Genomic DNA, 25,085 nt, shown 5'->3' with positions numbered 1-25,085 from the left:
CCAGCTGGATAAATAATAACCAAAAGATTTTTTAGCGGCTTGCTAGTACTACTTAGATGGCTTAAACAAATAAAGAAATTAAGCTTTATATCGATAAAAAAAGACTAGCATAAGCTAGTCTTTTAACATTTATTATTTATCTTCTGCAGTGAATGGTAGTAAAGCCATTACACGAGCAACTTTGATTGCTGATGTAAGTTTACGTTGGTATTTAGCGCTTGTACCAGTCACACGGCGTGGAAGAATTTTTCCGCGCTCAGAGATGAATTTTTTTAGCAAATCAACATCTTTATAATCGATGTGTTTGATGTTATTAGAAGTGAAATAGCAAACTTTACGGCGTTTGCGGCCTCCTCTACGTGGTGCCATTGTGTAGTCCCTCCTCATAATCATTTTGTATTAACGTGTGGTAATCTCTTGCTAGAATGGAAGGTCGTCTTCTGTTACGTCAACTTTCCCTCCGCCATTGTTATTCATTGGCGCAAATGGATCTTCATCTACACGTGTATAGTTTTGCTGATTAGGTGAGTGATTCTGTTGATATGATGGCTGTTGATAATTCCCTTCTTGAGAAGCACTGCCATATTGGCTGCCACCACCGTAAGACGATTGACCGCCATACGATTGGCTTGGTGCCGGACGATCTCCAGTTGCACTTCGTGGTTCTAAGAATTGGACACTATCTGCCACCACTTCTGTTGTGTATACGCGCTTGCCGTCTTGACCTTCAAAACTGCCTGTTTGGATACGGCCTTCAATCCCTGCAAGGCTTCCTTTATGCAAGAAGTTTGCAGTATTTTCAGCTTGTTTACGCCAAACAACACAGTTGATGAAGTCGGCTTGCTTTTCACCTTGTTGATTAGAAAATGTTCTATTCACAGCTAATGTAAAACGAGCAACTGCTACACCATTTGGTGTGTAGCGAAGTTCCGGATCTTTTGTTAGCCTTCCGACTAATACGACACGGTTAATCATCAGAATTCAACCCCCTTCTCTGCTTTTTTATTTATAATTAATTATTTTTCTTCTTCGCGAACTGCGATATGGCGAATGATATCTTCGCTGATGTTAGCTAAACGAGTGTATTCGTCGATCGCTTTTGTATCAGCGTTAGCTTTTACGATTTGATAGTAACCTTCACGGAAGTCTTCGATTTCATAAGCAAGACGGCGTTTGCCCCAATCTTTTGATTCGATGATTTCTGCTCCGTTAGAAGTTAGGATTTCGTCGAAACGTTCAACTAAAGCCTTTTTAGCTTCTTCTTCGATGTTTGGACGGATAATGTACATTAATTCATATGCTCTCATTTATAAGCACCTCCTTATGGACTTTGGCCAAATGAATGTCACTTGGCAAGGAGTTAGTAATATTTACTACTCACATCAATATATTGTACCACAAGAGATTGCTTTGGACAACTATTGAGTAGAATTATTGTGTATATTTCATGTCTTCATAGATTAAGTAAATAAAAAACCATGTAATGTCTAATGCATCACATGGTTCTAATTATCAACTATACATTAAAGCGGAATAGCATAATGTCGCCATCTTGTACAACATACTCTTTTCCTTCAAGACGGACACGGCCAGCTTCTTTTGCTGCACTCATAGAACCGTATTGCATTAAATCATCATAAGAAACAGTTTCAGCACGGATAAATCCACGCTCGAAGTCAGAGTGGATGACGCCCGCACATTGCGGAGCTTTCATACCTTTGCGGAAAGTCCAAGCTCTTACTTCTTGGACACCTGCTGTAAAGTAAGTGGCTAGGCCTAGCAAGCTATAAGAAGCTTTGATTAACTGATCTAGACCAGATTCTTCAATGCCTAGTTCTTCTAAAAACATAGCTTTTTCTTCATCGTCCAACACAGCAATTTCTTCTTCAATTTTCGCACAAACAACGATTACCTCTGCACCTTCTTTTGCAGCATAATCACGTACTGTTTGTACGTATTGATTGTTGCTTACATCCGCTACTTCATCTTCTGAAACGTTAGCTACGTAAAGCATTGGTTTTAGCGTTAGTAAATTTAAACTTTTGATGATCTTTAATTCCTCATCCGATAAATCAACTGAACGTGCAGGTTTTTCGTTTGCGAAAGCTTCTTTAACTTTTTCTAAAACCGGCGCTTCCACCATTGCTTCTTTATCTTTTTGGCGAGCTAATTTTTCTACTTTTGCATATCGTTTATCAACCGATTCTAAGTCAGCAAGAATAAGCTCTAGATTAATTACTTCAATATCGCTAATAGGATCTACCTTTCCAGCAACATGCGTAATATTTTCATCTTCGAAACAGCGAACTACTTGCGTAATTGCATCCACTTCACGAATATGTGCCAAGAATTTATTTCCTAGACCTTCGCCTTTGCTGGCACCTTTTACAATACCTGCTATATCAGTGAATTCAAATGCTGTGGGTACTGTTTTCTTTGGTTGGACTAATTTTGTTAATTCATCAAGACGCGCATCTGGCACTTCTACAATCCCTACGTTCGGGTCAATCGTTGCGAATGGATAGTTTGCTGCAAGTGCTCCTGCTTTTGTAATCGCATTAAATAAAGTGGATTTTCCTACGTTTGGCAATCCTACAATCCCTGCTGTTAAAGCCATTTTCCCACTACCTTTCCCTATACGTTCAAAAATTCATATTCAACCTGTCTATTATAGATATTCATTTATCAAATGTCTAATTTTCATAGGCTTCTGTTGGATTCGCCTGAACTAATACCTTTTTCATCTTTTTCTCAAATTCACGCCGTGGAATCATAACGCTGTGCTGACAACCTTCACACTTCACACGGATATCTGCGCCCATTCGGATAATCTTCCATCTATTTGTCCCGCAAGGATGCTGTTTTTTCATTTCTACTATATCATTCATCTCGTATAGCTTTTTTTCCACTTTTACTCACCTTCCTCCGTTCTATTCATATTCCTTTCATAAACCATCATTTTAGGGAAAGGAATTTCTATATGGTACGTATCAAATATTTCTTTAATATCTCTTCGAATCATTCGAGATACAGCAAAATGTTGCATTGGTAACGTTTCTACTGTAATTCGCAAAGTCACTTCGCCACCTGCTACATTTTGGACCCCTAGCAGCGTGGGCTCAGTCACAATCTCTTCGTGATTGGAAGGCAGTTTGCTCAAGTATTCTTCTATTAAACTTTCCGCCTTGGCTATATCATTATTATAAGCAATGCTGACATCAATTACAGCCACTGAATTATTGATAGAATAATTCACAACCTCTGAAATAGTCCCGTTCGGTATAATATTGATTTCACCTGCGCCCCCCTTAATTTTGGTTGTCCGCAGCCCAATTTCTATGACGGTACCTTCAACAGCTGAAATTTTGATATAGTCGCCAACGCCGAATTGGTCTTCAAAAATAATGAAGAATCCGGTGATGACATCCTTTACCAAACTCTGTGCGCCAAACCCTACTGCTAAACCGACGATCCCAGCACCTGCCAGCAAACCAGCTACTTTAATATGCATAACTGAGAGAATAGCTATAATAGCTGAAAAGTATACAGCATATGAGATGATGCTTTGTAATAGCCGTAAAATGGTTCTATATCTTCGTTCTGCTGTAGGATTTAAAGCAATAGGACCATTTATACGTAGGTTGAAAAACTTAGTTATGGCTATTTTAGCAATTCGCACAAGTATCATGGATAAGATAGCGATTGTAACAATTCTAATTGTGCCCCATCCTATGTTTTCCCAAAATTCCTCATTATGCAAAAGTTTGGTTAACTCTTCTGTAGGATTACTAAAAAACTTTTGTAAACTCAATTATATGTCTCCTTTAGTATAAAAAGTTTCGAATATACGTATACTGCTGAAAAAAGAGAAAGTGAGATTACCTATGACACTCCCTATATCTAATTCGGCATTCTCATACGCATTGCATTATGAAGACTCTGGCGCCACTTGGCGGTTGAGTTCATTTCTATTAGAGCATATACCATTCCATCATGAAAATCTCGTATTTTGCTGTATTGGATCTGATCGTTCTACAGGAGATGCATTAGGCCCTTTAACCGGCAGTATCCTGTCAAACTTTGTATCATTTCCTTATAAAATCATTGGTTCATTAGAAGAACCGCTTCACGCACTGAATTTATCTCAAACAGTAGATTCATTTGAAAATCACAAGGTACCACCTTTTGTAGTAGCAATTGATGCATGCCTTGGTGATCAAAAACGAATCGGAGAAATTCTTTTCCAACCTGGACCTTTGCTTCCCGGAAAGGCTGTAAAAAAAGAATTGCCACCAATAGGAGACGTCTCAATTAAGGGAATCGTCAACTTTGGCGGCTTCATGGAACACACTATATTGCAAACAACAAGACTCAATATCACCTATGAAATGAGCAACCGAATCGCCCGTGCCTTGTATCTTGCATGGCATCGCCATTCATTAAAAAAAGTGCATCAGCGTCACTATGAGAGCCACAATTAAAATAGCCGGAAGCATATTGGCAATGCGAATTTTAGCAAGTCCCATCATGCTTAATCCAATGGCTATAATCATAGCTCCCCCAGTAGCTGTGAGCTGTTGAACAAATGTATCTAAAACGTCAGCGGGTACAAAGCGGCTAATTTGGCCAGCAAATACGGCGATGACTCCTTCGTATATAAAGACTGACACAGCACCCAAAATCACACCGATACCTAACGTGGATGCTAGGAATATCGCAGTAAATCCGTCAATAATTCCCTTTGTTACTAGAACAGAATGATCGTTTCTTAATCCACTGTCTAGCGCCCCTAAGATAGACATAGAGCCTATCGCGAAGATTAATGTACTTGTTATAAATGCTTGGGCGATATCTCCATTATCGCCTTTTTTGCTGATTTTACTTTCGATCCATCTTCCGAATCGATTTAACTGCAAGTCCAGGTCAATCCACTCGCCCAATAACGTGCCAATAACAAGGCTAACAATAACAATAATAAAGTTGTTACTTTTAATTCCCATTTGAATGCCCATCAGTATTACCGATAGCCCTATTACTTGCATGACAGCTTCTTTCATTTTATCAGGGATGCCTTGCAGGAACCTACCAATGATCGTTCCTATGATGATTAATAGCGCATCCACTAATGTACCTAATAATACCAATGAACATCCTCTCAATCCTCTAGTAATTCTAATATGCGTTCTAAATCATCTTCTGAGAAGAACTCAATTTCAATTTTACCTTTATTTTTTGTTTTTTTGATTAAAACATTCGTGCCAAAATAATCCCGTAGCTGCGATTCTTTTTCTTCTAGGAATATATCTTTCTTTCCTTTGTTTTTTGTTTCACGTGAAACATCCTCATTAAGAGATTGAACAAGCTCTTCCAATTGGCGGACATTAAGATGTTGCTTTATGACCTTTTCTGCCACAAGAGGTATTTGCTTTTTATTTTTCAATCCTAATAACGTTCTTCCATGTCCCATTGTTAAGGCACCATCATTGATATATTGCTGAATATCTTTTGGTAGTGACAGCAATCGTATATGATTGGCAATATGAGGACGGCTTTTTCCCAATCGTTGAGACAACTGATCTTGTGTCAGCTTTAGAGCCTCCAATAAACTTTGGTACGCTTCTGCTTCTTCAATTGGCGATAAATCTTCTCGTTGAAGATTCTCTAAAATGGCCAACTCCATCATTTGTGCATCGTCTAACTCACGGATAACAGCAGGCACTTCTACCAGTCCTGCCAATTGGGCTGCGCGGAAGCGTCGTTCGCCTACAACAATTTCATATTTAACTCTTTTCTTCCTTACTATAATCGGCTGTAGGATACCATGTTCCTTTATTGATTGAGCTAGCTCCTCTAATGCGGATTGATCAAATATCTTACGAGGTTGAAAAGGATTTGCTCTGATATCTTTGATAGAGATTTGCGTTACTTGATCTCTTTCAGATAAATCTTGTTCTTGAAAAAGCGCGCCCAAACCTTTGCCTAATCCTTTAGCCATTCTTAATCACCTCTCTCGCCAACTCCATATAAACTTCAGCTCCACGTGATTTGCGATCATATATAATGATAGGTTCACCATGGCTCGGAGCTTCACTTAAACGTACATTCCTTGGCACGATTGTTTTGTATACTTTGTCTTGAAAATACTTTTTTACTTCTTCAATTACTTGAAGCCCCAAATTCGTACGGGCATCTAGCATTGTCAACAAAACTCCATCAATGACAAGATTGTTATTCAAATGCTTTTGGACTAAACGTATAGTAGACAACAATTGGCTTAAACCTTCAAGCGCATAGTATTCACATTGCACGGGGATTAAGATAGCATCTGCTGCTGTAAGTGAGTTAATTGTTAATAAACCTAAAGAAGGTGGACAATCTATAATAATAAAATCATATTCTTTTTTCAGTTGATCGATGGCATGCTTTAAACGCACTTCTCTCGAAATTGTAGAAACCAATTCAATTTCTGCCCCAGCGAGCGCTATCGTAGCTGGCACAACATAGAGATTTTCCATTTTTGTTTGGGTAATAGCTTCTTGTATAGGCTCATCATCAATAAGTACGTCATAAATGCACTTTTCTACTTCCCCTTTATTGACTCCTACACCACTTGTTGCATTTCCTTGCGGATCCATATCGATTAATAATACCTTTTTTCCTAATTCAGCAAGGCACGCGCTTAAGTTTACAGATGTTGTTGTTTTGCCAACGCCGCCTTTTTGGTTTGCAATTGCTATTGTTCTTCCCATGGTGCACCTGCTTTCAATAACATATTGAGGGTAACAAACATACCTTTTTCTACATTCTATCAAAAAAATACGTGTTCGGCTCCAATTTAAAAGAGTAAAATGCAAAAATTTAAAAGGCTCAGTTAATCATTATCTTGATTTTTTATAGAGAATATTTAAGGGAATATGCTGTTATCAGCGGACTTGGCTGCAATCTATTGTTTGAGTTCACTATGTAAAAGAAAGCTTAAATAATCAAAAACCCTTATTCTATTGCTAGAGTAAGAGTTTTTGATGGGCTATTTCTTCTTTTTTGGTATCTTTACAGTAATTTGATAAAATTCGTCGTGTTCTTCTTCTTCCGTTTCCACGGAAATCCCCGTTTTATTTACCATTGTTAAAGATTGTCGAATTGTATTAAGGGCAATTCGGATGTCTTTGCTAATCGCTTTACGTTTTGGTTTAGGTTTTTTTACCTTTTCAATCGGATTGGCAATTTCAATAATTCTTTGTTCCAACTGCCTCACGTTATATCCTTTTTCAACTATTTCTTCCAATAATTGAAGCTGCAATTCTTCATCTTTAATGGGCACCAGTGCTCTTGCATGCCTTTCGGAAATGTCTCGTTTTAAAATGGCCTCTTGAATCGAATGAGGCAGCTTTAATAGGCGCAGTTTATTGGCAATCGTTGATTGCCCTTTACCTAATCTTTGAGCAAGCGCTTCCTGCGTTAGCTCATGAAGCTCCAAAAGTCTTTGGTAAGCCTGAGCTTCTTCAATAGAAGTCAGTTCTTCTCGCTGCAAGTTTTCAATTAAAGCAACCGAAGCAGTTTCCTTGTCATTCATATCGCGAATAATAGCAGGCACTTCTAACCAGTTTAATGATTTCATCGCGCGGTAGCGTCGTTCGCCGGCGATAATCTCATATTTATCTTCTTCGTATTTACGAACAACTATTGGCTGAATTACCCCATGCGTATGAATTGTCCGGGCTAATTCCTCAATCTTGGCATCATCAAAAATTGTGCGGGGTTGATATCGATTGGGGCTAATCTTATCAATGGGGATATTGGAAACTGTCTCTTTATCCCTACCCTCGTTTTTTGAGGTGTTTTCTACTTTCTCACCACTTCCAAAAAAACGTGAAAAAGCACTTTTCATCCCTTGGCACCACCTTTTAGCAATATTTCCTTCTTTAATCCATTATGGATGAAGAATAGAGGCGACTATCTATCTATATATATTTTCTAACATTATACAAAAAGTAAGTATGTCCAATTATATTATAGTGTCTTTTAATCAAAAACGATAGATTCCTTTTTCGTTTCATGTGAAACATTTCTAGTGAATTGGAGATTTATTAGGCATACCGGCCTTACGTGGATATTTTTTTGGTGTGCTTTTTATCTTTTTGAATACATATATTGTACGTTCGCTATTTTCTATTGGGAGTGAAAATTTATATTGATCCATCAATTTAGTGCCAAGTACTTGAATTGCCTTTTTAGCATCCGTTAATTCTTCCTCACCACTGGCAGCTTTCATCGCAACAAAAATGCCATCATTCTTTACAAGTGGTGCGCACAACTCTGACAATACAGATAGCCGTGCGACTGCGCGTGCAGTTACTAGATCAAACTTTTCACGGTATTGCCCCATTTGTCCAAAGTCTTCAGCGCGAGAATGAACAAATTGCATATTTTCTAGTTCTAATACATCGCTTAAGTGATGTAAAAATTGAATTCTCTTATTTAATGAATCAACAATCGTCACCTTTAAATGTGGGAAGCAAATTTTAATCGGGATACTCGGAAACCCAGCACCGGCTCCTACATCGCAGAGTGATTCGATATCGTTAAAGTTTATATAAAAAGCAGCACTAATCGAGTCATAAAAATGCTTTAAATAAACAGAAGGTTGATCAGTGATCGCAGTTAAATTCATTTTTTCGTTCCATTCGACTAATGTTTCAAAATATAAATGGAATTGTTGTACTTGCTTCTCTGATAACTCTATTCCTTGCTCTTTTAATGATTGCATAAACTGTTCTTCGTTCATGTTATTCCCCTTTCATAGTGCTGCGAAGGCTCTCATCTAATTAATAGTAGACATGCACTGCCAAGTAGGCATGCATGTCTAGGATTTATTATCTATACTTTTGCTATCTTACCATGTTCTATATACACTAGTAAAATTGATATATCAGCAGGATTTACTCCTGAAATCCGTGAAGCTTGGGCAACTGAAAGCGGACGAACTTCTTTAAGTTTTTCTTTTGCTTCTGTTGCAATCCCTGAAATAGCATCATAATCGATGTTCTCAGGAATCTTCTTGCCTTCCATTTTCTTCAGCTTTTCGACTTGTTGAAGAGCTTTCTCAATATATCCTTCATATTTCACTTGAATTTCAACTTGTTCTTTTACTTCTTCATTCAGTTCCACTTCAGATGGTGCAAAGGCTGAAACGAATGCATAATTTGCTTCAGGACGTTTTAATAAATCTGTTCCTCGGATGCCATCTTTTAATGGACTGCTGCCTATTTCTGCAAGAGCAGCTTGAGTTTGCTCATTTGGTTTTATAATGATATCGTGCAATCTTGCAATCTCATTCTCCACTTGTTCTTTTTTAACTAAGAAGCGTTCATAGCGTTCTTGAGAGATAAGACCTGCTTGATAAGCACGTTCTGATAAACGAATGTCAGCATTATCATGGCGAAGCAGCAATCTATATTCCGCGCGTGATGTAAGAAGGCGATAAGGTTCATTTGTCCCTTTTGTCACTAAATCATCTATAAGCACGCCAATATAAGCATCTGCGCGGCCTAGAATCATTTCTTCCTTATCAAGAGCTTTTGCAGCTGCATTAATGCCGGCCATTAAACCTTGACCTGCTGCTTCCTCATATCCAGATGTACCGTTAATTTGGCCAGCAGTGTACAGATTTTGGATGCGCTTTGTTTCAAGCGTTGGCCATAATTGTGTTGGTACAATCGCATCATATTCAATCGCATAACCAGCGCGCATCATTTCTGCTTTTTCAAGCCCTGGTATGGTTTCAAGCATTTTGCGTTGGATATGTTCAGGTAAGCTTGTTGATAGTCCTTGTACATAGACTTCTTGAGTATTGCGTCCTTCTGGCTCCAAGAACAATTGGTGGCGTGGTTTGTCATTGAAGCGTACAATCTTCGTTTCAATTGACGGACAATAACGTGGGCCTGTCCCTGTAATCACGCCAGTAAACATTGGTGATTGTTCTAAATTATCATTAATGATTTGATGCGTTTCCGGACTTGTATAAGTTAACCAGCATGGAATTTGATCTGTGATGAATTCTGTCGTTTCATAGCTGAATGCTCGTGGTTCAGGATCTCCAGGTTGGATTTCCGTTTTGCTGTAATCAATGGTCTTACTGTTCACACGCGGTGGCGTACCTGTTTTAAATCGTACCATTTCAAAACCAATTTCTCGCAAGTTATCCGCAAGTTTGATAGATGGTTGTTGGTTGTTTGGTCCGCTTGAGTATTTTAAGTCGCCAATGATGATTTCACCGCGCAAGAAAGTTCCTGTTGTAATAATGACAGTCGAAGCGCGATAAATTCCACCTACTTGTGTAATAACACCCTTTACTTCATCATCTTCAATAATCAGTTCATCAACCATAGCTTGGTGAATTGTCAGATTTTCTTGTTCCTCTAATAGCTTTTTCATTTCTTGTTGGTATAAGACTTTGTCTGCTTGTGCACGTAATGCACGAACAGCAGGACCTTTACCGGTATTGAGCATACGCATTTGAATATGCGTTTTATCAATTACTTTGCCCATTGCTCCGCCCATTGCGTCGATTTCACGGACAACAATACCTTTTGCCGGTCCTCCTACTGATGGGTTGCATGGCATAAAGGCAATCATATCTAAGTTGATCGTTAATACTAATGTTTTAGCGCCCATGCGAGCGGAAGCGTATGCTGCTTCAACACCTGCATGACCAGCGCCTATGACGATAACATCGAACGTGCCTGCTTCATAATTTGTTGGCATGCTCGTTACTTCCTTTCTATAGTAAGAATTAGTTTGATGCTTTCTCTGTCGTATTTGCTATGGCGTTATTTTCCTAAGCAGAATTGAGAGAAAAGCTGATTAATTAGGCTATCTTGCACCGTATCCCCGACAATTTCGCCGAGAATCTCCCATGCTCGTGTTACATCTATTTGAATCATATCGACAGGCACGCCTTCTTCTGCTGCAGTAATCGCATCTTGAATACGATCAAGTGCTTGATGCAACAATGCAATATGGCGAGCATTCGATACATACGTTAAGTCATTTGCTTCAACAGAACCTTCGAAGAATAGTGCTGCAATTGCTTCCTCTAGTTCTGCTACACCCTCTTCTTGCAACAATGAAGTCGTCACAACTCTTCTTTCTCCTGCAAGTTGTTTTACTTCATCTATATCTATTTTTTGAGTCAAATCTGTTTTATTGACTACAACAATATAATCCATGTTTTGAATAGTATCAAATAAACGTCTATCTTCTTCGGTCAATTCCTCATGGTAGTTGACAACGAGCAATATAAGATCTGCCTCTTTTAAAACTTGTCTCGACCTTTCTACTCCGATACGTTCGACAATATCTTCTGTTTCACGTATCCCTGCTGTATCTACCAAGCGTAATGGAACGCCGCGTACATTGACGTATTCTTCTATAATATCACGTGTTGTTCCTGCAACATCAGTGACAATAGCTTTATTTTCTTGTACTAAACTATTTAAGAGAGAAGATTTTCCCACATTTGGACGCCCTAATATAACGGTCGATAAACCCTCACGCAAAATTTTTCCTTGTGACGAAGTTTGAAGAAGTTTCTCGACTTCGCTCTTTACCCATGTGGCCTTTTCTAACATTAGTGGAATGGTCATTTCTTCTACATCATCGTATTCGGGATAATCGATATTTACTTCTACCTGTGCTAATACCTCAATCAATGCTTGTCTTAATTGGTTAATTAATCGTGATAATTTACCATCCATTTGATTTAGCGCTACGTTCATCGCTCTGTCTGTTTTAGCACGAATTAAATCCATCACAGCTTCTGCTTGCGATAAGTCGATACGGCCATTTAAAAATGCCCGTTTTGTAAACTCGCCTGGTTCTGCCATTCTTGCACCATTACGTAGAACAAGTTGCAAGACTCGATTGACTGAGACTAATCCCCCATGGCAATTAATTTCTACTACATCTTCACGTGTAAAGGTTTTTGGCCCCCTCATGAGCGAGACCATAACTTCTTCTACTACCTCACCCGTCTCTACCTCTTTTAAATGCCCATAATGAATGGTATGGGATTTTTTTGAGGATAACTTTTTACCGCTTGGCAAACTGAAAATCCGGTCTGCAATTTCTACCGCTTGGTCACCGCTTAATCGAACAATGGCGATCGCTCCTTCTCCCATCGGAGTCGAAATCGCTGCAATAGTATCAAATTCCATTAGTGAACAAACCTCCTATATAATAAAACTTTAATCTGTGGATTTTTTTCCACAGCGTATTAGTTGAACAGTTCGTTGATTATGCTCGATAAAAATTATCCACATGTGGATAATTTTATTTTTCTATTCTAGCACTTAATCTTACCATAAAAGTGCAAAAAAATAAGTCCTTCTCGTCTGGGGAGAAGGACTCTTTCAAAATCCTTAAGTTAAGCTCGTATAGGTTCAATGACTAAATGTCTCTTGGTGTCTTCGCCTTTTGAGTAGGTTTCAACGTCTAAACGGTCTGCCAAAATATGGTGTATAATTTTACGCTCATTTGAAGGCATTGGCTCTAGTTCTACCCTTTTGCCTGTATAGACTGCTTTATCGGCCATTTTGTTCGCCAATACTTCTAATGATTGCTTTCTTTTTTCACGGTAATTCCCTACATCCAGTTTCACCATAATGAAGCGTTTGACATACTGGTGGGCAACTAATTGTGCCAATTCCTGTAGAGCATTTAATGTGTTACCTCTTTTACCAATAAGCAATGCAGCTGAGTTGGTTGATAAATTAAATTGTATCACTTTGCCTTGTTGTACTGTCTCTATATGGAGATCAGAGATGGAAAGCTGCTTAGAAATATCGGATAGATATTCTTCTACTTTAGAAATAGCTAGTTCATAATCATTGCGTTCAAACGGTACTTCTGCATTTTCGCTGGTTGTTTGCATTTCGAGATTTTCTTCAATAGTACTTAAACTACTGCCAATCTGCGGTTCTGCCACTTCAGATTGACTATTCTCAAGATTCTCAACCAGCTCTGCTTTTTCTTGAAGCGGTTCTGCAGCCTCTTGTTCAGCAAAGGGTTTTTGTGCTTGCTTTTCTGTGACTCGGATCTGCGCCTTTTTAGAACCAAAACCTAAAAAACCTTTTTTTGCTTCTTGGAGAATTTCAACATCTACTTGTTTACGGGTAAGGTTAAGCTCATGCAAGGCAAGCAAAAGTGCTTCCTCTACAGTTGCGCCTGTTTGCGTAATCTGTTTCATATCTGGGCTCCTCCTCTTCGCAGGCTTTGTTTGATGTGCTAAAAGCTCATTAACATGGCTCTTCGCCATGTGGCCATTAGCAGAAATCCCTGCAAAATTGAATGATTTACTTTATTCTACCATGCGGTTTCTTTTGGTCTCTACTGCTTCTCTTCATTACCTTTGCAATTTTTAATACATGCATTAGGCTTTTCTTTGTTTCGTGAAAATCTAAATCGGCCGCCGGGTTCCTGGCGATAATGACGTAGTCCATATGCTGCTGCAATTCACCATCTAGTTCTAAAAAACTTTGGCGGACATAACGTTTAATTTGGTTTCTTGTGACTGCCTTTGCTACTTTTTTATTAATGGATAAACCAATCCTAAACTCAGTTTGCTTTTCCTTTTCAAGGAAGTAAACGACAAACTGCCGATTGGCGAATGACTTTCCTTTTTTGAATACCTTTTGAAAGTCTTCATTCTTTTTAATTCTGCGGCGTTTTTTCATTTTTCACCTGCTTATTCCTCTTTTTCTTCTCCTACATATAATAAAAGAAAAAAGACCACTGAGTTTATTCAGTGGACTCATGGTTATGCTGATAATACTTTTCTTCCTTTGCGGCGACGAGCAGCGATCACTTTACGACCGTTTTTAGTAGCCATACGTGCGCGGAAGCCATGTACTTTACTATGCTTACGTTTTTTTGGTTGGTATGTGCGTTTCATTATATGACACCTCCTGATGAAAGTCTATTAATTCAATACTACAGACAGTCTTGCATATTATAGCTATTAGCAGCCAACTTTGTCAACTGTCTTCTGTAAATACTTAATCTCAACTGTTTTATTTCTCTGCTTAAATTTATCCACAGTTCTATCCCTCTTCTCTCAAATAACCCTGTGAACATATTTTTTTCGCTAAATTTTATCCACAACACTTACTGACAACTTTTTCACAAGTTCAAACCGTGTGGATAAAGTGTTATGCATAATTATACATTGTGTGGATAACATCTCAGAAACACTTGTCAGACAACATTTTTCTTGCTACAATTGTTGTGCTTCATTCTGTCGATAAATTTATAGCGTCAGATTTTATCCACAAATGTTAATAACCTGTGGATAATGATATCCACGCTATCAGGACAGTGTTTATCCACAGGATGTGTTTACTGTGATTAATATGTCATTAATCTACTTAATTCGATATTATATTTAACTCATAGACAACTACTATCTTGAAAAAATGAAAAATATCATAGACCAGTATTTTAGAAAAGGAGAAGCGCCTTGGAACATATTGAAGAATTATGGGACAAAGTACTCTCTGAAGCGAAACAAAAAATATCCAAACCGAGCTTTGAAACTTGGTTGAAGTCAACGAAACTATTGGCTTATAACGGTGATACTGTGACAATCTCAGCGCCCAATTCATTCGGCCGCGAGTGGCTTGAAAATCACTACGTACACCTAATAGCGGCTATTTTAGCTGAACTGACAGGGAAAGATTTGCATATTCGCTTTGTTGTTCAGCAAGATTCGAACTCAGAGAACTTTGATATCCCGACACCACCCATTTCAGGGAATTCAAAAGAGCAATCCGAAACACCTTCTGGAATGCTGAATTTAAAAAACACATTTGATACATTTGTAATTGGTTCGGGCAACCGCTTTGCACACGCTGCATCCTTGGCCGTAGCAGAGGCGCCGGCCAAAGCTTATAATCCATTATTTATCTATGGGGGAGTGGGGCTAGGAAAAACTCACCTGATGCATGCGATTGGCCATTATGTATTAGAGCATAATCCAAAAGCGAAAGTTGTATACTTGTCATCTGAAAAATTTACAAATGAATTTATTAATTCAATTCGTGATAACCGAGCAGAGGAATTTCGCAATAAATACCGAAGCGTTGATGTCCTTCTAATTGACGATATTCAATTTTTGGCTGGAAAAGAATCAACACAAGAGGAATTTTTCCATACATTCAACACGTTACACGAAGAATTTAAACAAATTGTTATCTCCAGCGACCGTCCGCCTAAAGAAATCCCAACGCTGGAAGACCGCTTGCGTTCACGCTTTGAGTGGGGTTTGATTACTGATATTGCTCCGCCAGATCTTGAAACGCGGATCGCTATATTACGAAAAAAGGCTAAAGCAGATAATCTTGATATACCAAACGAAGTGATGCTTTATATTGCTAACCAAATAGATTCCAACATACGCGAGCTAGAGGGCGCGCTTATTCGTGTTGTCGCTTATTCCTCACTCGTTAATGAGGACATCACTGCAGAATTGGCTGCACAAGCATTAAAAAATATCATACCGAATGCCTCTCCACGCACGTTGACTATTCTCGACATTCAAAAAGCTGTTGGTGAGCATTTTCACATTAAACTCGAAGATTTTTCTGCTAAAAAGCGAACAAAGTCAATTGCATTTCCAAGACAAGTCGCTATGTACTTATCGCGTGAAATGACAGATTGTTCACTTCCTAAGATTGGCGATGAGTTTGGCGGTCGAGACCATACGACCGTTATCCATGCGCATGAAAAAATCTCTACTCTTTTGAAAAGTGATCAGGGGTTACAGCAAGATATTAAACAAATAAAAAGTATGCTAGGCAAGTAATCTATTTGTGGATAACACGAAATGTTAACAACAAACTTATACACAGTCTATCTACATGTGGATAGACTGATTTTATTTGGCTAGAGGGGGCTTATCCACAAATCCACAGGCCCTATTACTATATCTATTAATATTTAATAAATAATAAATAATATATAAGCGAGGTTTGTAACAATGAAATTTAGTATCATGAGGGACCGTTTGTTAGATGGATTGAATGATGTAATGAAAGCTGTAAGTTCAAAAACAACCATTCCAATTTTAACTGGAATCAAAATTGATATTTCTTCTGAAGGAGTGACTTTAACAGGTAGTGATGCAGACATCACAATCCAAACCTTTATTCCTGTTGAAGAAGATGGAAAAGAAATCGTCCAAGTAAAAGAACCAGGTTCAATTGTTCTACAAGCACGGATGTTTAACGAAATTATCCGTAAGCTGCCAACAAACGAAGTAGTAGTAGAGGTTAGTGAACAATTACAAACACGTATCCAATCTGGCAAATCGGATTTCCACCTTATTGGCTCGGATGCATCTGAATATCCTTTGTTGCCTGATATTTCTGCGGACCGTCAGATTACACTACCTGCTGATTTATTGAAAACGATTATTCGCGAAACTGTATTTGCTGTATCAACCACTGAAAGTCGTCCCGTGTTGACAGGTGTAAAGTGGGAAATTAAAGACAACAGTTTAGTCTGTATTGCAACAGATAGCCATCGTCTAGCTCAAAGGAAAGTAACGCTTGAACAATTGCCGTCTGAAGAAATGAATGTTGTCATTCCAGGGAAAAGCTTAACTGAATTAAGTAAAATCCTTAGTGATTCACCACACCCTGTAGATATCTTTATGACAAATCAGCAAGTTTTATTCAAAACTCCTGATGTTTTATTTTTCTCTAGATTGTTGGAAGGTAACTATCCGGATACATCACGCCTTATTCCGGAAGAATCATCTACTATTGTTACAATTAATGGGAAAGCTTTATTGCAAGGTATTGATCGTGCTTCACTTCTTGCAAGAGAAGATCGGAATAACGTTGTACGCTTCTCAACAATTGATACTGGCACAGTAGAGATTTCATCCAATTCACCTGAAATTGGTAAGGTGGAAGAAGAAATTCAAATCGACTCTTTTGAAGGGGAAGAACTTAAAATTTCTTTTAGTGCGAAGTATATGATGGATGCTTTAAAAGCTATTGACGGTCAAGAAGTTGTAATTCAATTTACGGGTGCTATGCGACCTTTCACTATCCGTTCAATTCATGATGATGCGATATTGCAACTAATTTTACCTGTCCGCACATACTAATATTTTTTTACTATAGCTTCCGCTAAAATTATTTCCCAAATATTTTAGTACCTGGTACTAAAAATGTCTTTTTGTACGAAAAGGATAGTCAAATGCACGACTATCCTTTTTACTTATGAACAAAAGTTCGGTAAAATAGAATAAGATAAGAGCAGATAGGATGAAGTGAAGTGAAGAATATCATTTTAGAAAGTGAATTTGTTACACTTGGACAGTTTTTGAAAATAGCCGATGCTATTAGCTCAGGCGGAATGGCTAAATGGTTTTTACAAGAAAATGATGTATATGTGAACGGTGAAGTAGATCGCAGACGTGGCCGTAAACTCTATGCTGGCGACCTGATTAATATACCTGGTTGCGGGAGATTTAACCTTGTAGAGCCACAAAGCGAGGAGTAGCATGCATATTGAGCATTTAAAGCTTAAAGACTATCGTAATTACGAATCTCTTGATTTGTCCTTTTCTCCAAAAATCAATGTGTTTATTGGCGAAAATGCACAAGGGAAGACAAATGTAATGGAATCAATCTATGTCCTAGCTATGGCAAAATCGCATCGTACGTCAAGTGAGAAAGAATTGATACGGTGGGGGCAAGAATATGCTAAAATAGAAGGGGACATCCAAAATAGATATGGTCGCTTGCCAATGGAATTAACTATTTCCAAGAAAGGTAAAAAAGCCAGAGTAAATCATTTGGAGCAGAGCCGATTAAGCGATTATATAGGGCAAATGAATGTTGTTATGTTTGCTCCGGAAGATTTAAACGTAGTAAAAGGTAGTCCTCAGGCGAGAAGGCGTTTTTTAGATATGGAGATTGGCCAGATTTCCCCAGTCTACTTGCATGATCTGTTAACCTTTCAGAAGCTATTAAAACAGCGGAATCATTTACTTAAACAAAATCAAGGGAAAAAAACATTTAATGATGTAATGTTTGATGTTTATACAGAGCAGTATATTGAAGCAGCAGTCAAAGTAATCCAAAAAAGATTCCACTTTATGGAATTACTTCAAGCCTGGGCAGGGCCAATTCATTATTCAATTTCACGAGAACTTGAAAATATGGAGATTCGTTATCGCCCTGTCAGCGGTATGGATGTAGATTGGTCTGCTGAACAAATGGCAGATCACTTGGCTGCAAAAATAAAGGAACAGTCTCAAAGAGAGTTGGAAAGAGGCGTAACATTGGTTGGTCCACATCGTGACGATTTGCAATTCATTGTGAATGGCTATGATGTCCAAACATATGGTTCTCAAGGACAACAAAGAACGACTGCACTGTCATTAAAGCTAGCAGAAATAGAGTTGATCAAACAAGAAGTGAATGATACGCCTATTCTTTTGCTTGATGACGTTCTTTCAGAATTAGATGATTATCGGCAATCTCATTTGCTTAACACGATAAAAGGTGAAGTCCAAACATTTGTCACAACGACAAGTGTGGAAGGCATAGAACATGAAACCATTCGCGAGTCAGAAATGTTTCATGTGAAACAAGGCTCCGTGGATACTGAGTGATCTTAGTATTTGCGGATTTTATTAATATGGGAATCTGACCTTGATAATTAATTGCGTTGAAAGCCAGGTATTCTGGGCTTTCAACACAAATTTCAAGGTTTAAGAAATTTACAAATAATGCATACTAATGCCATGAAAGAGTAGGTGGAACAATAATGGCGATTGAAGATAAAAGCCCTGCAGCTTATGATGCAGACCAGATACAAGTATTAGAGGGACTAGAAGCAGTACGTAAACGTCCGGGTATGTATATTGGTTCGACAAGTTCCAAGGGGCTGCACCATCTTGTATGGGAAATCGTCGACAACAGTATTGACGAAGCATTAGCTGGTTATTGTACTGAAATCACTGTTGCGATTGAAAAGGACAACTGGATCAGAGTAGAAGATAACGGACGAGGCATCCCTGTGGATACTCAAGAGAAGGTCGGCAAGCCGGCAGTAGAAGTTATCATGACTGTTTTGCATGCTGGTGGTAAATTCGGCGGCGGCGGATATAAAGTATCAGGAGGTTTGCACGGAGTAGGTGCATCTGTTGTAAATGCGCTTTCGATTGAAACAGACGTGCAAGTACACCGTGACGGACACATCCATGAAATTAAATTTGAACGCGGCAGAACAATCCAGCCGCTTACCATCATTGGTGATACGGACCATAATGGTACTACTACCCGTTTTAAAGCAGATCCAACCATTTTTAAAGAAACCACTGTTTATGAATATGACATTCTAGCACACCGTATCCGCGAATTAGCTTATTTAAACCGCGGTATTACGATTATAATTATGGATGAACGAAATGAAGAAATTCGTAAAGATGTCTATCACTATGAAGGTGGTATTAAATCTTATGTAGAACAGCTTAATGAAAATAAAGAGCCATTGCATGAAGCGATTGATTTAAAAGGCGAAAAAGATGGAATTTCCATTGAAATTGCCATGCAGTATAATTCAGGTTTTGCCTCTACTATTTTGTCATTCGCAAATAATATCAATACGTATGAGGGTGGGACTCATGAATCGGGCTTTAAAACAGCGTTGACGCGTGTGATCAATGACTATGCCCGAAAGAATAACCTGCTTAAGGATTCTGATGCCAATTTATCCGGAGAAGACGTACGTGAAGGTCTTGTAGCAATTGTTTCTATAAAGCATCCAGACCCACAATTTGAAGGTCAAACAAAAACAAAGCTTGGTAATTCAGAGGTTAGTTCTATTACGAATTCTCTGTTCTCCGAACGCTTTGAACGCTTTTTATTAGAAAACCCAACAGTTGCTAGAACAATAGTCGATAAAGGTCTAATTGCATCTCGAGCACGTGTTGCAGCGAAGAAAGCAAGAGAGATGACACGTCGTAAATCTGCGTTAGAGATTTCAAGTTTGCCAGGGAAGTTGGCTGATTGTTCTTCTCGCCATCCTGAAGAGTGTGAAGTATACATCGTTGAAGGTGACTCTGCCGGCGGTTCGGCGAAGTCTGGACGTGACCGTCACTTCCAAGCTATCCTTCCACTTCGCGGTAAAATCTTAAATGTCGAAAAAGCGCGTCTAGACCGCATTTTGTCGAATGAAGAGATCCGTGCCATGATCACAGCTGTCGGTACAGGTATCGGTGAAGAGTTTAATTTAGAGAAGGCACGTTATCATAAGATCGTCATCATGACGGATGCCGATGTCGATGGCGCTCATATACGAACGTTATTATTGACATTCTTCTTCCGTTTTATGCGGCCGTTAATCGAAGCAGGCTATGTGTACATTGCACAGCCGCCACTATTCAAAATACAGCAAGGTAAGCATGTCGAATATTGCTATAGCGATAAAGAATTACAGGAAATTTTAGAGCGTTTACCAAGCCAACCAAAGCCTGGTATCCAACGTTATAAAGGTCTTGGTGAAATGGATGCGGAGCAATTGTGGGATACTACAATGGATCCGGATAATCGTGTTTTATTGCAAGTCGAATTGGACGATGCGATTGAAGCAGATCGTACTTTTGAGCAATTAATGGGCGATAATGTAGAACCAAGACGCCAATTTATTCATGAAAATGCTGTTTATGTAGAAAACTTAGATATTTAGTTCCTTTTGAAGGGGGTTCCACACTTTGGCTGAAACAAATAACTCTGGCGTTAAAGGAGTTAATATAACAAAAACAATCAAAACCTCATTTTTAGATTATGCGATGAGTGTAATTGTTTCCCGGGCATTGCCTGATGTTCGAGATGGCCTAAAACCAGTTCAACGGCGTATTCTATATGGAATGCAGGAATTGGGAAGTACTTCGGATAAGCCATATAAGAAGTCAGCTCGTATAGTAGGGGATGTAATGGGGAAATACCATCCACATGGTGACTCTTCTATTTACGAAGCAATGGTCCGCATGGCACAGGATTTTAGCTACCGGTATATGCTTGTTGACGGCCACGGTAACTTTGGTTCTGTCGATGGAGATGGGGCTGCGGCGATGCGATATACGGAATCCCGCATGTCTAAAATCGCCATGGAAATGCTTAGAGATATCAATAAAGATACAATTGATTATACAAACAACTATGACGGCAATGAAAAAGAGCCGGTTGTATTGCCTGCTCGCTATCCAAACCTGCTAGTGAATGGGGCTTCGGGGATCGCTGTTGGTATGGCTACAAATATTCCCCCACACCAATTGGGTGAAGTAATTGACGGCGTTTTGGCTATTTCTGATAATCCAGCCATTACAACGGAAGAGTTGATGGAGATTATTCCAGGTCCTGATTTCCCTACTGGTGGTTTGATTTTGGGTAGAAGCGGCATTCGCCGTGCATATGAAACAGGGCGCGGTTCAATTGTCATTCGTTCACGCGTGGAAATTGAAACAAAGTCTAGCGGAAAAGAAGTTATCGTAATTAATGAACTTCCTTACCAAGTCAATAAAGCCCGTTTAATTGAAAAAATTGCAGAATTAGTACGAGATAAACGGATTGATGGCATTACCAACATTCGCGATGAATCAGATCGAAATGGTATGAGGGTTACCATTGATGTACGAAAAGATGCCAATGCAAATGTAGTCCTAAACAATTTATATAAACAAACTGCTATGCAAACTAGCTTCGGTATTAACATGTTGGCTCTTGTTGGTGGGCAGCCAAAAGTTTTAAGCTTAAAAGAAGCTTTATTCCATTACTTGGAACATCAAAAGATCGTTATTACTAGGCGAACTAAATTTGAATTAAGCAAAGCTGAAAAACGTGCTCACATTTTAGAAGGTTTGCGTATTGCTCTTGATCATATCGATGAGATTATTAGTTTGATTAGAGCTTCTCAAACAGCTGAAGATGCGAAAAATGGCTTAATGGAACGCTTTAATTTGAGTGAACGCCAATCTCAAGCTATTTTAGATATGCGCTTGCAACGTTTGACAGGTTTGGAGCGTGACAAGATTGAAGCAGAGTACCAAGAATTGCTTCAATTAATTCAAGAGCTCAAAGATATTTTGGCAGATGAATCAAAAATAAGAAAAATTATTCATGATGAGCTTCTTGAGATTAAAGAACGCTTCAATGATGCTCGTCGTACAGATATTACAGCGGGTGGCATGGAAATGATTGAGGACGAAGATTTAATTCCTCGTGAAAACTCAGTTATTACCCTTACACATAATGGATATATTAAACGCCTACCAGCTAACACATATAGAAGTCAACGCCGAGGCGGCAGAGGCGTACAAGGTATGGGAACGCATGAAGATGACTTTGTAGAACATCTTCTATACACATCAACACATGACACCATTCTTTTCTTTACTTCAAAAGGGAAGGTATTTAAAGCAAAAGGTTATGAAATCCCTGAGTTTGGTCGTACAGCAAAAGGGCTTCCTATTGTTAACTTACTGAATGTAGATAAGGGTGAAAAGGTAACGGCTGTCATTCGTGTGGCTTCATACGAAGAAGATGCTTACTTTATCTTTACCACACGTACTGGAGTGGCGAAACGTACACCGCTATCCAACTTTGCGAATATAAGAACAAACGGTTTAATTGCAATTTCCTTAAAAGAAGACGATGAACTGATATCAGTCCGACTTACAAATGGACAACAAGAAATCATTATTGGTACTCATACAGGTATGCTCGTTCGCTTTAATGAAAATGATATTCGGTCAATGGGCCGTACCGCTACGGGCGTACGTGGCATTCGTTTAAGAGACGATGACTATGTAGTAGGTATGGAGATTATTGAACCAAATCAAGAAATCCTCGTTGTTACTGAAAAAGGTTATGGAAAACGTACACCTGAAGTAGAGTATCGCTTACAAAACCGAGGAGGCATTGGTATCAAAACATGCCAAATCACTGATAAGAACGGTCCTCTTGTTGCTGTTAAGGCAGTTGATGGATCAGAAGATGTTATGCTTATCACAGTAAATGGTATGCTGATACGGATGGATATTGAGGATATCTCGGTTACTGGTCGTAGCACACAAGGTGTTCGTTTAATCCGCCTAGCGGAAGATGAACATGTAGCAACAGTGGCGAAAGTTAAGAAAGAAGAAGCAATTGAAGCGGAGGTAATCAGCGAAGAGGAAGAAAATACTGATTCAACTGATTCAACTGATTCAACTGATTCAACTGAATCTCCTGCTGATGGAACAATAGAATAAGAGAAAAAGGTCCCGGAAATAATCTGGGGCTTTTTTTATGGAAAATTATAAAAAAGTTTACCTTGGACAAAAAAATTGAGATAAAATAACTATAGATTCAATTTCTTCATAAGAAACAGGAGAGAAACTCATTTGAATGCAAGGGGGGGTTACAAGTGGATTACCAATTAGTTAAGTTGTCTGATCTACAGTTAGGCGCTATGGTTGCTAAAGATATTATGGCTAACACACAATATCCTATTCTATACAAAAATACAAAGATTACAGGAGAACACTTTCCAGTATTAAAGGCTTTTCAGATTGAAAAGATACCTATCGTTGATATAAAAGAAGCAGATAAAGCACAGCAAGTTCAAAGTGTGTCATCATCCATTGAAACCATAAAAGAAACGTTTAAAAACTCCTTTGAAAGAAAATACAATGAATCAGTAGCAAAATTTAAACAGGAATTTTTAAATTGGGATGCTGGTAGCAATGTAAATATTTCAAAAGTTCGTGAAAGCATATTGCCATTAATTGATGAAGTATTATTGAATAAAGAAAAGATATTTATCCTAAATGAATATTCGACAACAAAGGACTATTTTTACCATCATTCAATTGCAATTAGTTTAATTAGTGCGGTTATTGCTCAAAAAATGAATTACTCTAAAGGAGATATCACACAAATAGCAATTGCAGCGGCAGTAGCGGATGCTGGTATGGCAAAAATTAATAAAAAAATTCGTGAAAAGAATGGTCCACTGTCAGAATATGAGTTTAAGGAAATTCAAGAGCACCCATATTACAGTCTTCAGATGGTAAATCATATATCTACCTTAAAGAAAGAAATGAAACTAGCGATCTACCAACATCATGAGAGGTTAGATGGCAGCGGCTATCCAAAAGGAGAAAAAGGTAGTAAGGTATTAATTCACTCCCATATCATTGCGGTTGCAGATGTTTTCCATGCAATGACATGTGAAAGAATTTACCGTTCCAAAGAATCTCCATTCAAAGTGTTAGAAATGATCCGAGAAAATGACTTTGGAAAGTTTAATATAGAAGTTGTACAGGCTCTTAATACTTGTGTAGCAAATCTTTCTCTTGGTACAAGTGTAGAATTATCAAATGGTGAAGAAGGGACCATTATCTTTGCTAATAAAACGTCACCAGTAAGGCCTGTCATTAAGTTGTATGAAACAGAACAAATTGTTGATCTATCTAAAAATAGAAATATATATATTGAACGTTTAATTTTAAATAATTAATGAATCTAATTAAATAAACATAGCTATTGAAAAACATAGTACTGCAATTAAACTATACTAAGTTTGATTGCAGTTCTTTTTGTATGGCCATGTCTATAAAACACTTGGCTAAATCCAATTCTTTAGATCGAGTTACACATTCTTATTCAGTGAACAGAGATTAATTACCTTTTTAAAAAAGGTGTTGACTTTGATATCTATTTGGCGTATTCTATTTAAGTTGCCTCTAAAAAGCAATTAATTATATTGAAAAAATAATTCTAAAAAAGCGTTGACAATCTTTTAATAGTATTATATACTAACTAAGTCGTTAAGATGACGACGCAACATGAACCTTGAAAACTGAACAAGCAAGATGTTAATCATTTAAACTACTAACAATTGTTAGTTTTAAAGTCATCATCGTAAAGATGATGCGCTAGTGAAATTTTGAGCAATCAAACACTTTTATGGAGAGTTTGATCCTGGCTCAGGACGAACGCTGGCGGCGTGCCTAATACATGCAAGTC

Annotated in this window: 24 protein-coding genes and 1 rRNA gene; 9 read left to right on the top strand and 16 right to left on the bottom strand. The window is 38.3% G+C overall.

The genetic code is table 11. The annotated features are described in order from the left end of the window. Positions 1 to 132 precede the first annotated feature (132 nt). The 6 genes from rpsR to F0527_RS13745 all read right to left on the bottom strand — a co-directional run bounded on the left by rpsR (position 133) and on the right by F0527_RS13745 (position 3,811). Positions 133 to 369: a 30S ribosomal protein S18 gene (rpsR, locus tag F0527_RS13770; RefSeq protein WP_066791170.1), complete on the bottom strand. Its 237-nt coding sequence runs from the start codon at positions 367 to 369 to the stop codon at positions 133 to 135. A gap of 51 nt (positions 370 to 420) precedes the next feature. Beyond that, the gene (ssb, locus tag F0527_RS13765; protein ID WP_150285303.1) at positions 421 to 975 is read right to left on the bottom strand and encodes a single-stranded DNA-binding protein; all 555 of its coding nucleotides are present in this window, start codon (positions 973 to 975) and stop codon (positions 421 to 423) included. Positions 976 to 1,016: 41 nt separating this feature from the next. Then, a complete protein-coding gene (gene rpsF, locus F0527_RS13760; RefSeq protein ID WP_066791174.1) occupies positions 1,017 to 1,307 on the bottom strand; it encodes a 30S ribosomal protein S6 in 291 nt (96 codons plus the stop codon). A 209-nt stretch (positions 1,308 to 1,516) separates the two neighbouring features. Continuing rightward, positions 1,517 to 2,617, bottom strand: a complete 1,101-nt coding sequence (ychF, locus tag F0527_RS13755; RefSeq protein ID WP_147197615.1) for a redox-regulated ATPase YchF — start codon at positions 2,615 to 2,617, stop codon at positions 1,517 to 1,519. Between the two features lie 76 nt (positions 2,618 to 2,693). Beyond that, positions 2,694 to 2,909: a DUF951 domain-containing protein gene (locus tag F0527_RS13750; RefSeq protein ID WP_066791180.1), complete on the bottom strand. Its 216-nt coding sequence runs from the start codon at positions 2,907 to 2,909 to the stop codon at positions 2,694 to 2,696. Positions 2,910 to 2,911: 2 nt separating this feature from the next. Next, a complete protein-coding gene (locus F0527_RS13745; RefSeq protein ID WP_223823615.1) occupies positions 2,912 to 3,811 on the bottom strand; it encodes a mechanosensitive ion channel family protein in 900 nt (299 codons plus the stop codon). A gap of 73 nt (positions 3,812 to 3,884) precedes the next feature. On the opposite strand from F0527_RS13745, the gene yyaC reads away from it, so the two are divergent. Next, the gene (gene yyaC, locus F0527_RS13740) at positions 3,885 to 4,481 is read left to right on the top strand and encodes a spore protease YyaC (protein WP_147197617.1); all 597 of its coding nucleotides are present in this window, start codon (positions 3,885 to 3,887) and stop codon (positions 4,479 to 4,481) included. Here yyaC and F0527_RS13735 read toward each other — a convergent pair. The 10 genes from F0527_RS13735 to rpmH all read right to left on the bottom strand — a co-directional run bounded on the left by F0527_RS13735 (position 4,440) and on the right by rpmH (position 13,951). Then, a complete protein-coding gene (locus F0527_RS13735) occupies positions 4,440 to 5,144 on the bottom strand; it encodes a DUF554 domain-containing protein (protein WP_150285302.1) in 705 nt (234 codons plus the stop codon). The two genes, yyaC and F0527_RS13735, sit on opposite strands and share 42 nt — an antisense overlap. Before the next feature lie 11 nt (positions 5,145 to 5,155). Continuing rightward, positions 5,156 to 5,995: a ParB/RepB/Spo0J family partition protein gene (locus F0527_RS13730; protein WP_150285301.1), complete on the bottom strand. Its 840-nt coding sequence runs from the start codon at positions 5,993 to 5,995 to the stop codon at positions 5,156 to 5,158. Then, positions 5,988 to 6,749, bottom strand: coding sequence for a ParA family protein (locus F0527_RS13725; RefSeq protein WP_066791188.1), 762 nt, complete (start codon positions 6,747 to 6,749; stop codon positions 5,988 to 5,990). The genes F0527_RS13730 and F0527_RS13725 overlap by 8 nt, the downstream gene beginning before the upstream one ends. Positions 6,750 to 7,027: 278 nt before the next feature. Beyond that, a complete protein-coding gene (gene noc / locus F0527_RS13720; RefSeq protein ID WP_150285300.1) occupies positions 7,028 to 7,888 on the bottom strand; it encodes a nucleoid occlusion protein in 861 nt (286 codons plus the stop codon). A gap of 180 nt (positions 7,889 to 8,068) precedes the next feature. After that, on the bottom strand, positions 8,069 to 8,785 hold the full coding sequence (gene rsmG / locus F0527_RS13715) for a 16S rRNA (guanine(527)-N(7))-methyltransferase RsmG (RefSeq protein ID WP_150285299.1): 717 nt from the start codon (positions 8,783 to 8,785) through the stop codon (positions 8,069 to 8,071). A gap of 92 nt (positions 8,786 to 8,877) precedes the next feature. Continuing rightward, positions 8,878 to 10,764, bottom strand: a complete 1,887-nt coding sequence (mnmG, locus tag F0527_RS13710; protein ID WP_147197627.1) for a tRNA uridine-5-carboxymethylaminomethyl(34) synthesis enzyme MnmG — start codon at positions 10,762 to 10,764, stop codon at positions 8,878 to 8,880. Positions 10,765 to 10,829: 65 nt separating this feature from the next. After that, the gene (gene mnmE / locus F0527_RS13705; RefSeq protein WP_150285298.1) at positions 10,830 to 12,215 is read right to left on the bottom strand and encodes a tRNA uridine-5-carboxymethylaminomethyl(34) synthesis GTPase MnmE; all 1,386 of its coding nucleotides are present in this window, start codon (positions 12,213 to 12,215) and stop codon (positions 10,830 to 10,832) included. A 209-nt stretch (positions 12,216 to 12,424) separates the two neighbouring features. Continuing rightward, positions 12,425 to 13,246, bottom strand: a complete 822-nt coding sequence (gene jag, locus F0527_RS13700) for an RNA-binding cell elongation regulator Jag/EloR (RefSeq protein WP_150285297.1) — start codon at positions 13,244 to 13,246, stop codon at positions 12,425 to 12,427. A gap of 106 nt (positions 13,247 to 13,352) precedes the next feature. Continuing rightward, positions 13,353 to 13,733, bottom strand: a complete 381-nt coding sequence (gene rnpA, locus F0527_RS13695; RefSeq protein WP_066791199.1) for a ribonuclease P protein component — start codon at positions 13,731 to 13,733, stop codon at positions 13,353 to 13,355. A gap of 83 nt (positions 13,734 to 13,816) precedes the next feature. Further along, entirely contained in the window at positions 13,817 to 13,951 is a 135-nt protein-coding gene (gene rpmH, locus F0527_RS13690) for a 50S ribosomal protein L34 (protein WP_066791201.1), read from the bottom strand. Positions 13,952 to 14,515: 564 nt separating this feature from the next. On the opposite strand from rpmH, the gene dnaA reads away from it, so the two are divergent. The 8 genes from dnaA to F0527_RS13650 all read left to right on the top strand — a co-directional run. Next, positions 14,516 to 15,859, top strand: coding sequence for a chromosomal replication initiator protein DnaA (dnaA, locus tag F0527_RS13685; protein ID WP_066791203.1), 1,344 nt, complete (start codon positions 14,516 to 14,518; stop codon positions 15,857 to 15,859). A gap of 174 nt (positions 15,860 to 16,033) precedes the next feature. After that, entirely contained in the window at positions 16,034 to 17,170 is a 1,137-nt protein-coding gene (dnaN, locus tag F0527_RS13680; protein ID WP_150285296.1) for a DNA polymerase III subunit beta, read from the top strand. Positions 17,171 to 17,340: 170 nt separating this feature from the next. Next, entirely contained in the window at positions 17,341 to 17,568 is a 228-nt protein-coding gene (gene yaaA / locus F0527_RS13675; protein WP_066791207.1) for a S4 domain-containing protein YaaA, read from the top strand. A 1-nt stretch (position 17,569) separates the two neighbouring features. Beyond that, positions 17,570 to 18,685 (top strand): DNA replication/repair protein RecF, encoded by a 1,116-nt coding sequence (recF, locus tag F0527_RS13670; RefSeq protein WP_150285295.1) that lies wholly within the window; start codon positions 17,570 to 17,572, stop codon positions 18,683 to 18,685. 155 nt (positions 18,686 to 18,840) lie between these two features. Further along, complete coding sequence (gene gyrB / locus F0527_RS13665) at positions 18,841 to 20,763, top strand: DNA topoisomerase (ATP-hydrolyzing) subunit B (protein WP_147197635.1); 1,923 nt, start codon at positions 18,841 to 18,843, stop codon at positions 20,761 to 20,763. Positions 20,764 to 20,788: 25 nt separating this feature from the next. Further along, entirely contained in the window at positions 20,789 to 23,326 is a 2,538-nt protein-coding gene (gene gyrA / locus F0527_RS13660) for a DNA gyrase subunit A (protein ID WP_150285294.1), read from the top strand. A 155-nt stretch (positions 23,327 to 23,481) separates the two neighbouring features. After that, positions 23,482 to 24,576, top strand: coding sequence for an HD-GYP domain-containing protein (locus tag F0527_RS13655; protein WP_150285293.1), 1,095 nt, complete (start codon positions 23,482 to 23,484; stop codon positions 24,574 to 24,576). A 446-nt stretch (positions 24,577 to 25,022) separates the two neighbouring features. After that, positions 25,023 to 25,085: ribosomal RNA gene (locus F0527_RS13650) — 16S ribosomal RNA — on the top strand; the annotation flags it as partial.

Source organism: Rummeliibacillus sp. TYF-LIM-RU47 (assembly GCF_008638315.1).
GTDB classification, from domain to species: domain Bacteria; phylum Bacillota; class Bacilli; order Bacillales_A; family Planococcaceae; genus Rummeliibacillus; species Rummeliibacillus stabekisii.
The sequence above is the reverse complement of the archived record's forward strand: the minus strand, read 5'-3'. Positions and strand labels throughout refer to the sequence as shown.

Coding starts and splice junctions, on each gene's coding strand:
- dnaN (WP_150285296.1), top strand. CDS start 16,034: ATGAAATTTAGTATCATGAGGGACCGTTTGTTAGATGGATTGAATGAT.
- gyrB (WP_147197635.1), top strand. CDS start 18,841: ATGGCGATTGAAGATAAAAGCCCTGCAGCTTATGATGCAGACCAGATA.
- recF (WP_150285295.1), top strand. CDS start 17,570: ATGCATATTGAGCATTTAAAGCTTAAAGACTATCGTAATTACGAATCT.
- rpsF (WP_066791174.1), bottom strand. CDS start 1,307: ATGAGAGCATATGAATTAATGTACATTATCCGTCCAAACATCGAAGAA.
- rpmH (WP_066791201.1), bottom strand. CDS start 13,951: ATGAAACGCACATACCAACCAAAAAAACGTAAGCATAGTAAAGTACAT.
- yyaC (WP_147197617.1), top strand. CDS start 3,885: ATGACACTCCCTATATCTAATTCGGCATTCTCATACGCATTGCATTAT.
- rsmG (WP_150285299.1), bottom strand. CDS start 8,785: ATGAACGAAGAACAGTTTATGCAATCATTAAAAGAGCAAGGAATAGAG.
- mnmG (WP_147197627.1), bottom strand. CDS start 10,764: ATGCCAACAAATTATGAAGCAGGCACGTTCGATGTTATCGTCATAGGC.
- F0527_RS13730 (WP_150285301.1), bottom strand. CDS start 5,995: ATGGCTAAAGGATTAGGCAAAGGTTTGGGCGCGCTTTTTCAAGAACAA.
- ssb (WP_150285303.1), bottom strand. CDS start 975: ATGATTAACCGTGTCGTATTAGTCGGAAGGCTAACAAAAGATCCGGAA.
- noc (WP_150285300.1), bottom strand. CDS start 7,888: ATGAAAAGTGCTTTTTCACGTTTTTTTGGAAGTGGTGAGAAAGTAGAA.
- rpsR (WP_066791170.1), bottom strand. CDS start 369: ATGGCACCACGTAGAGGAGGCCGCAAACGCCGTAAAGTTTGCTATTTC.
- mnmE (WP_150285298.1), bottom strand. CDS start 12,215: ATGGAATTTGATACTATTGCAGCGATTTCGACTCCGATGGGAGAAGGA.
- F0527_RS13725 (WP_066791188.1), bottom strand. CDS start 6,749: ATGGGAAGAACAATAGCAATTGCAAACCAAAAAGGCGGCGTTGGCAAA.
- ychF (WP_147197615.1), bottom strand. CDS start 2,617: ATGGCTTTAACAGCAGGGATTGTAGGATTGCCAAACGTAGGAAAATCC.
- jag (WP_150285297.1), bottom strand. CDS start 13,246: ATGAAACAGATTACGCAAACAGGCGCAACTGTAGAGGAAGCACTTTTG.
- rnpA (WP_066791199.1), bottom strand. CDS start 13,733: ATGAAAAAACGCCGCAGAATTAAAAAGAATGAAGACTTTCAAAAGGTA.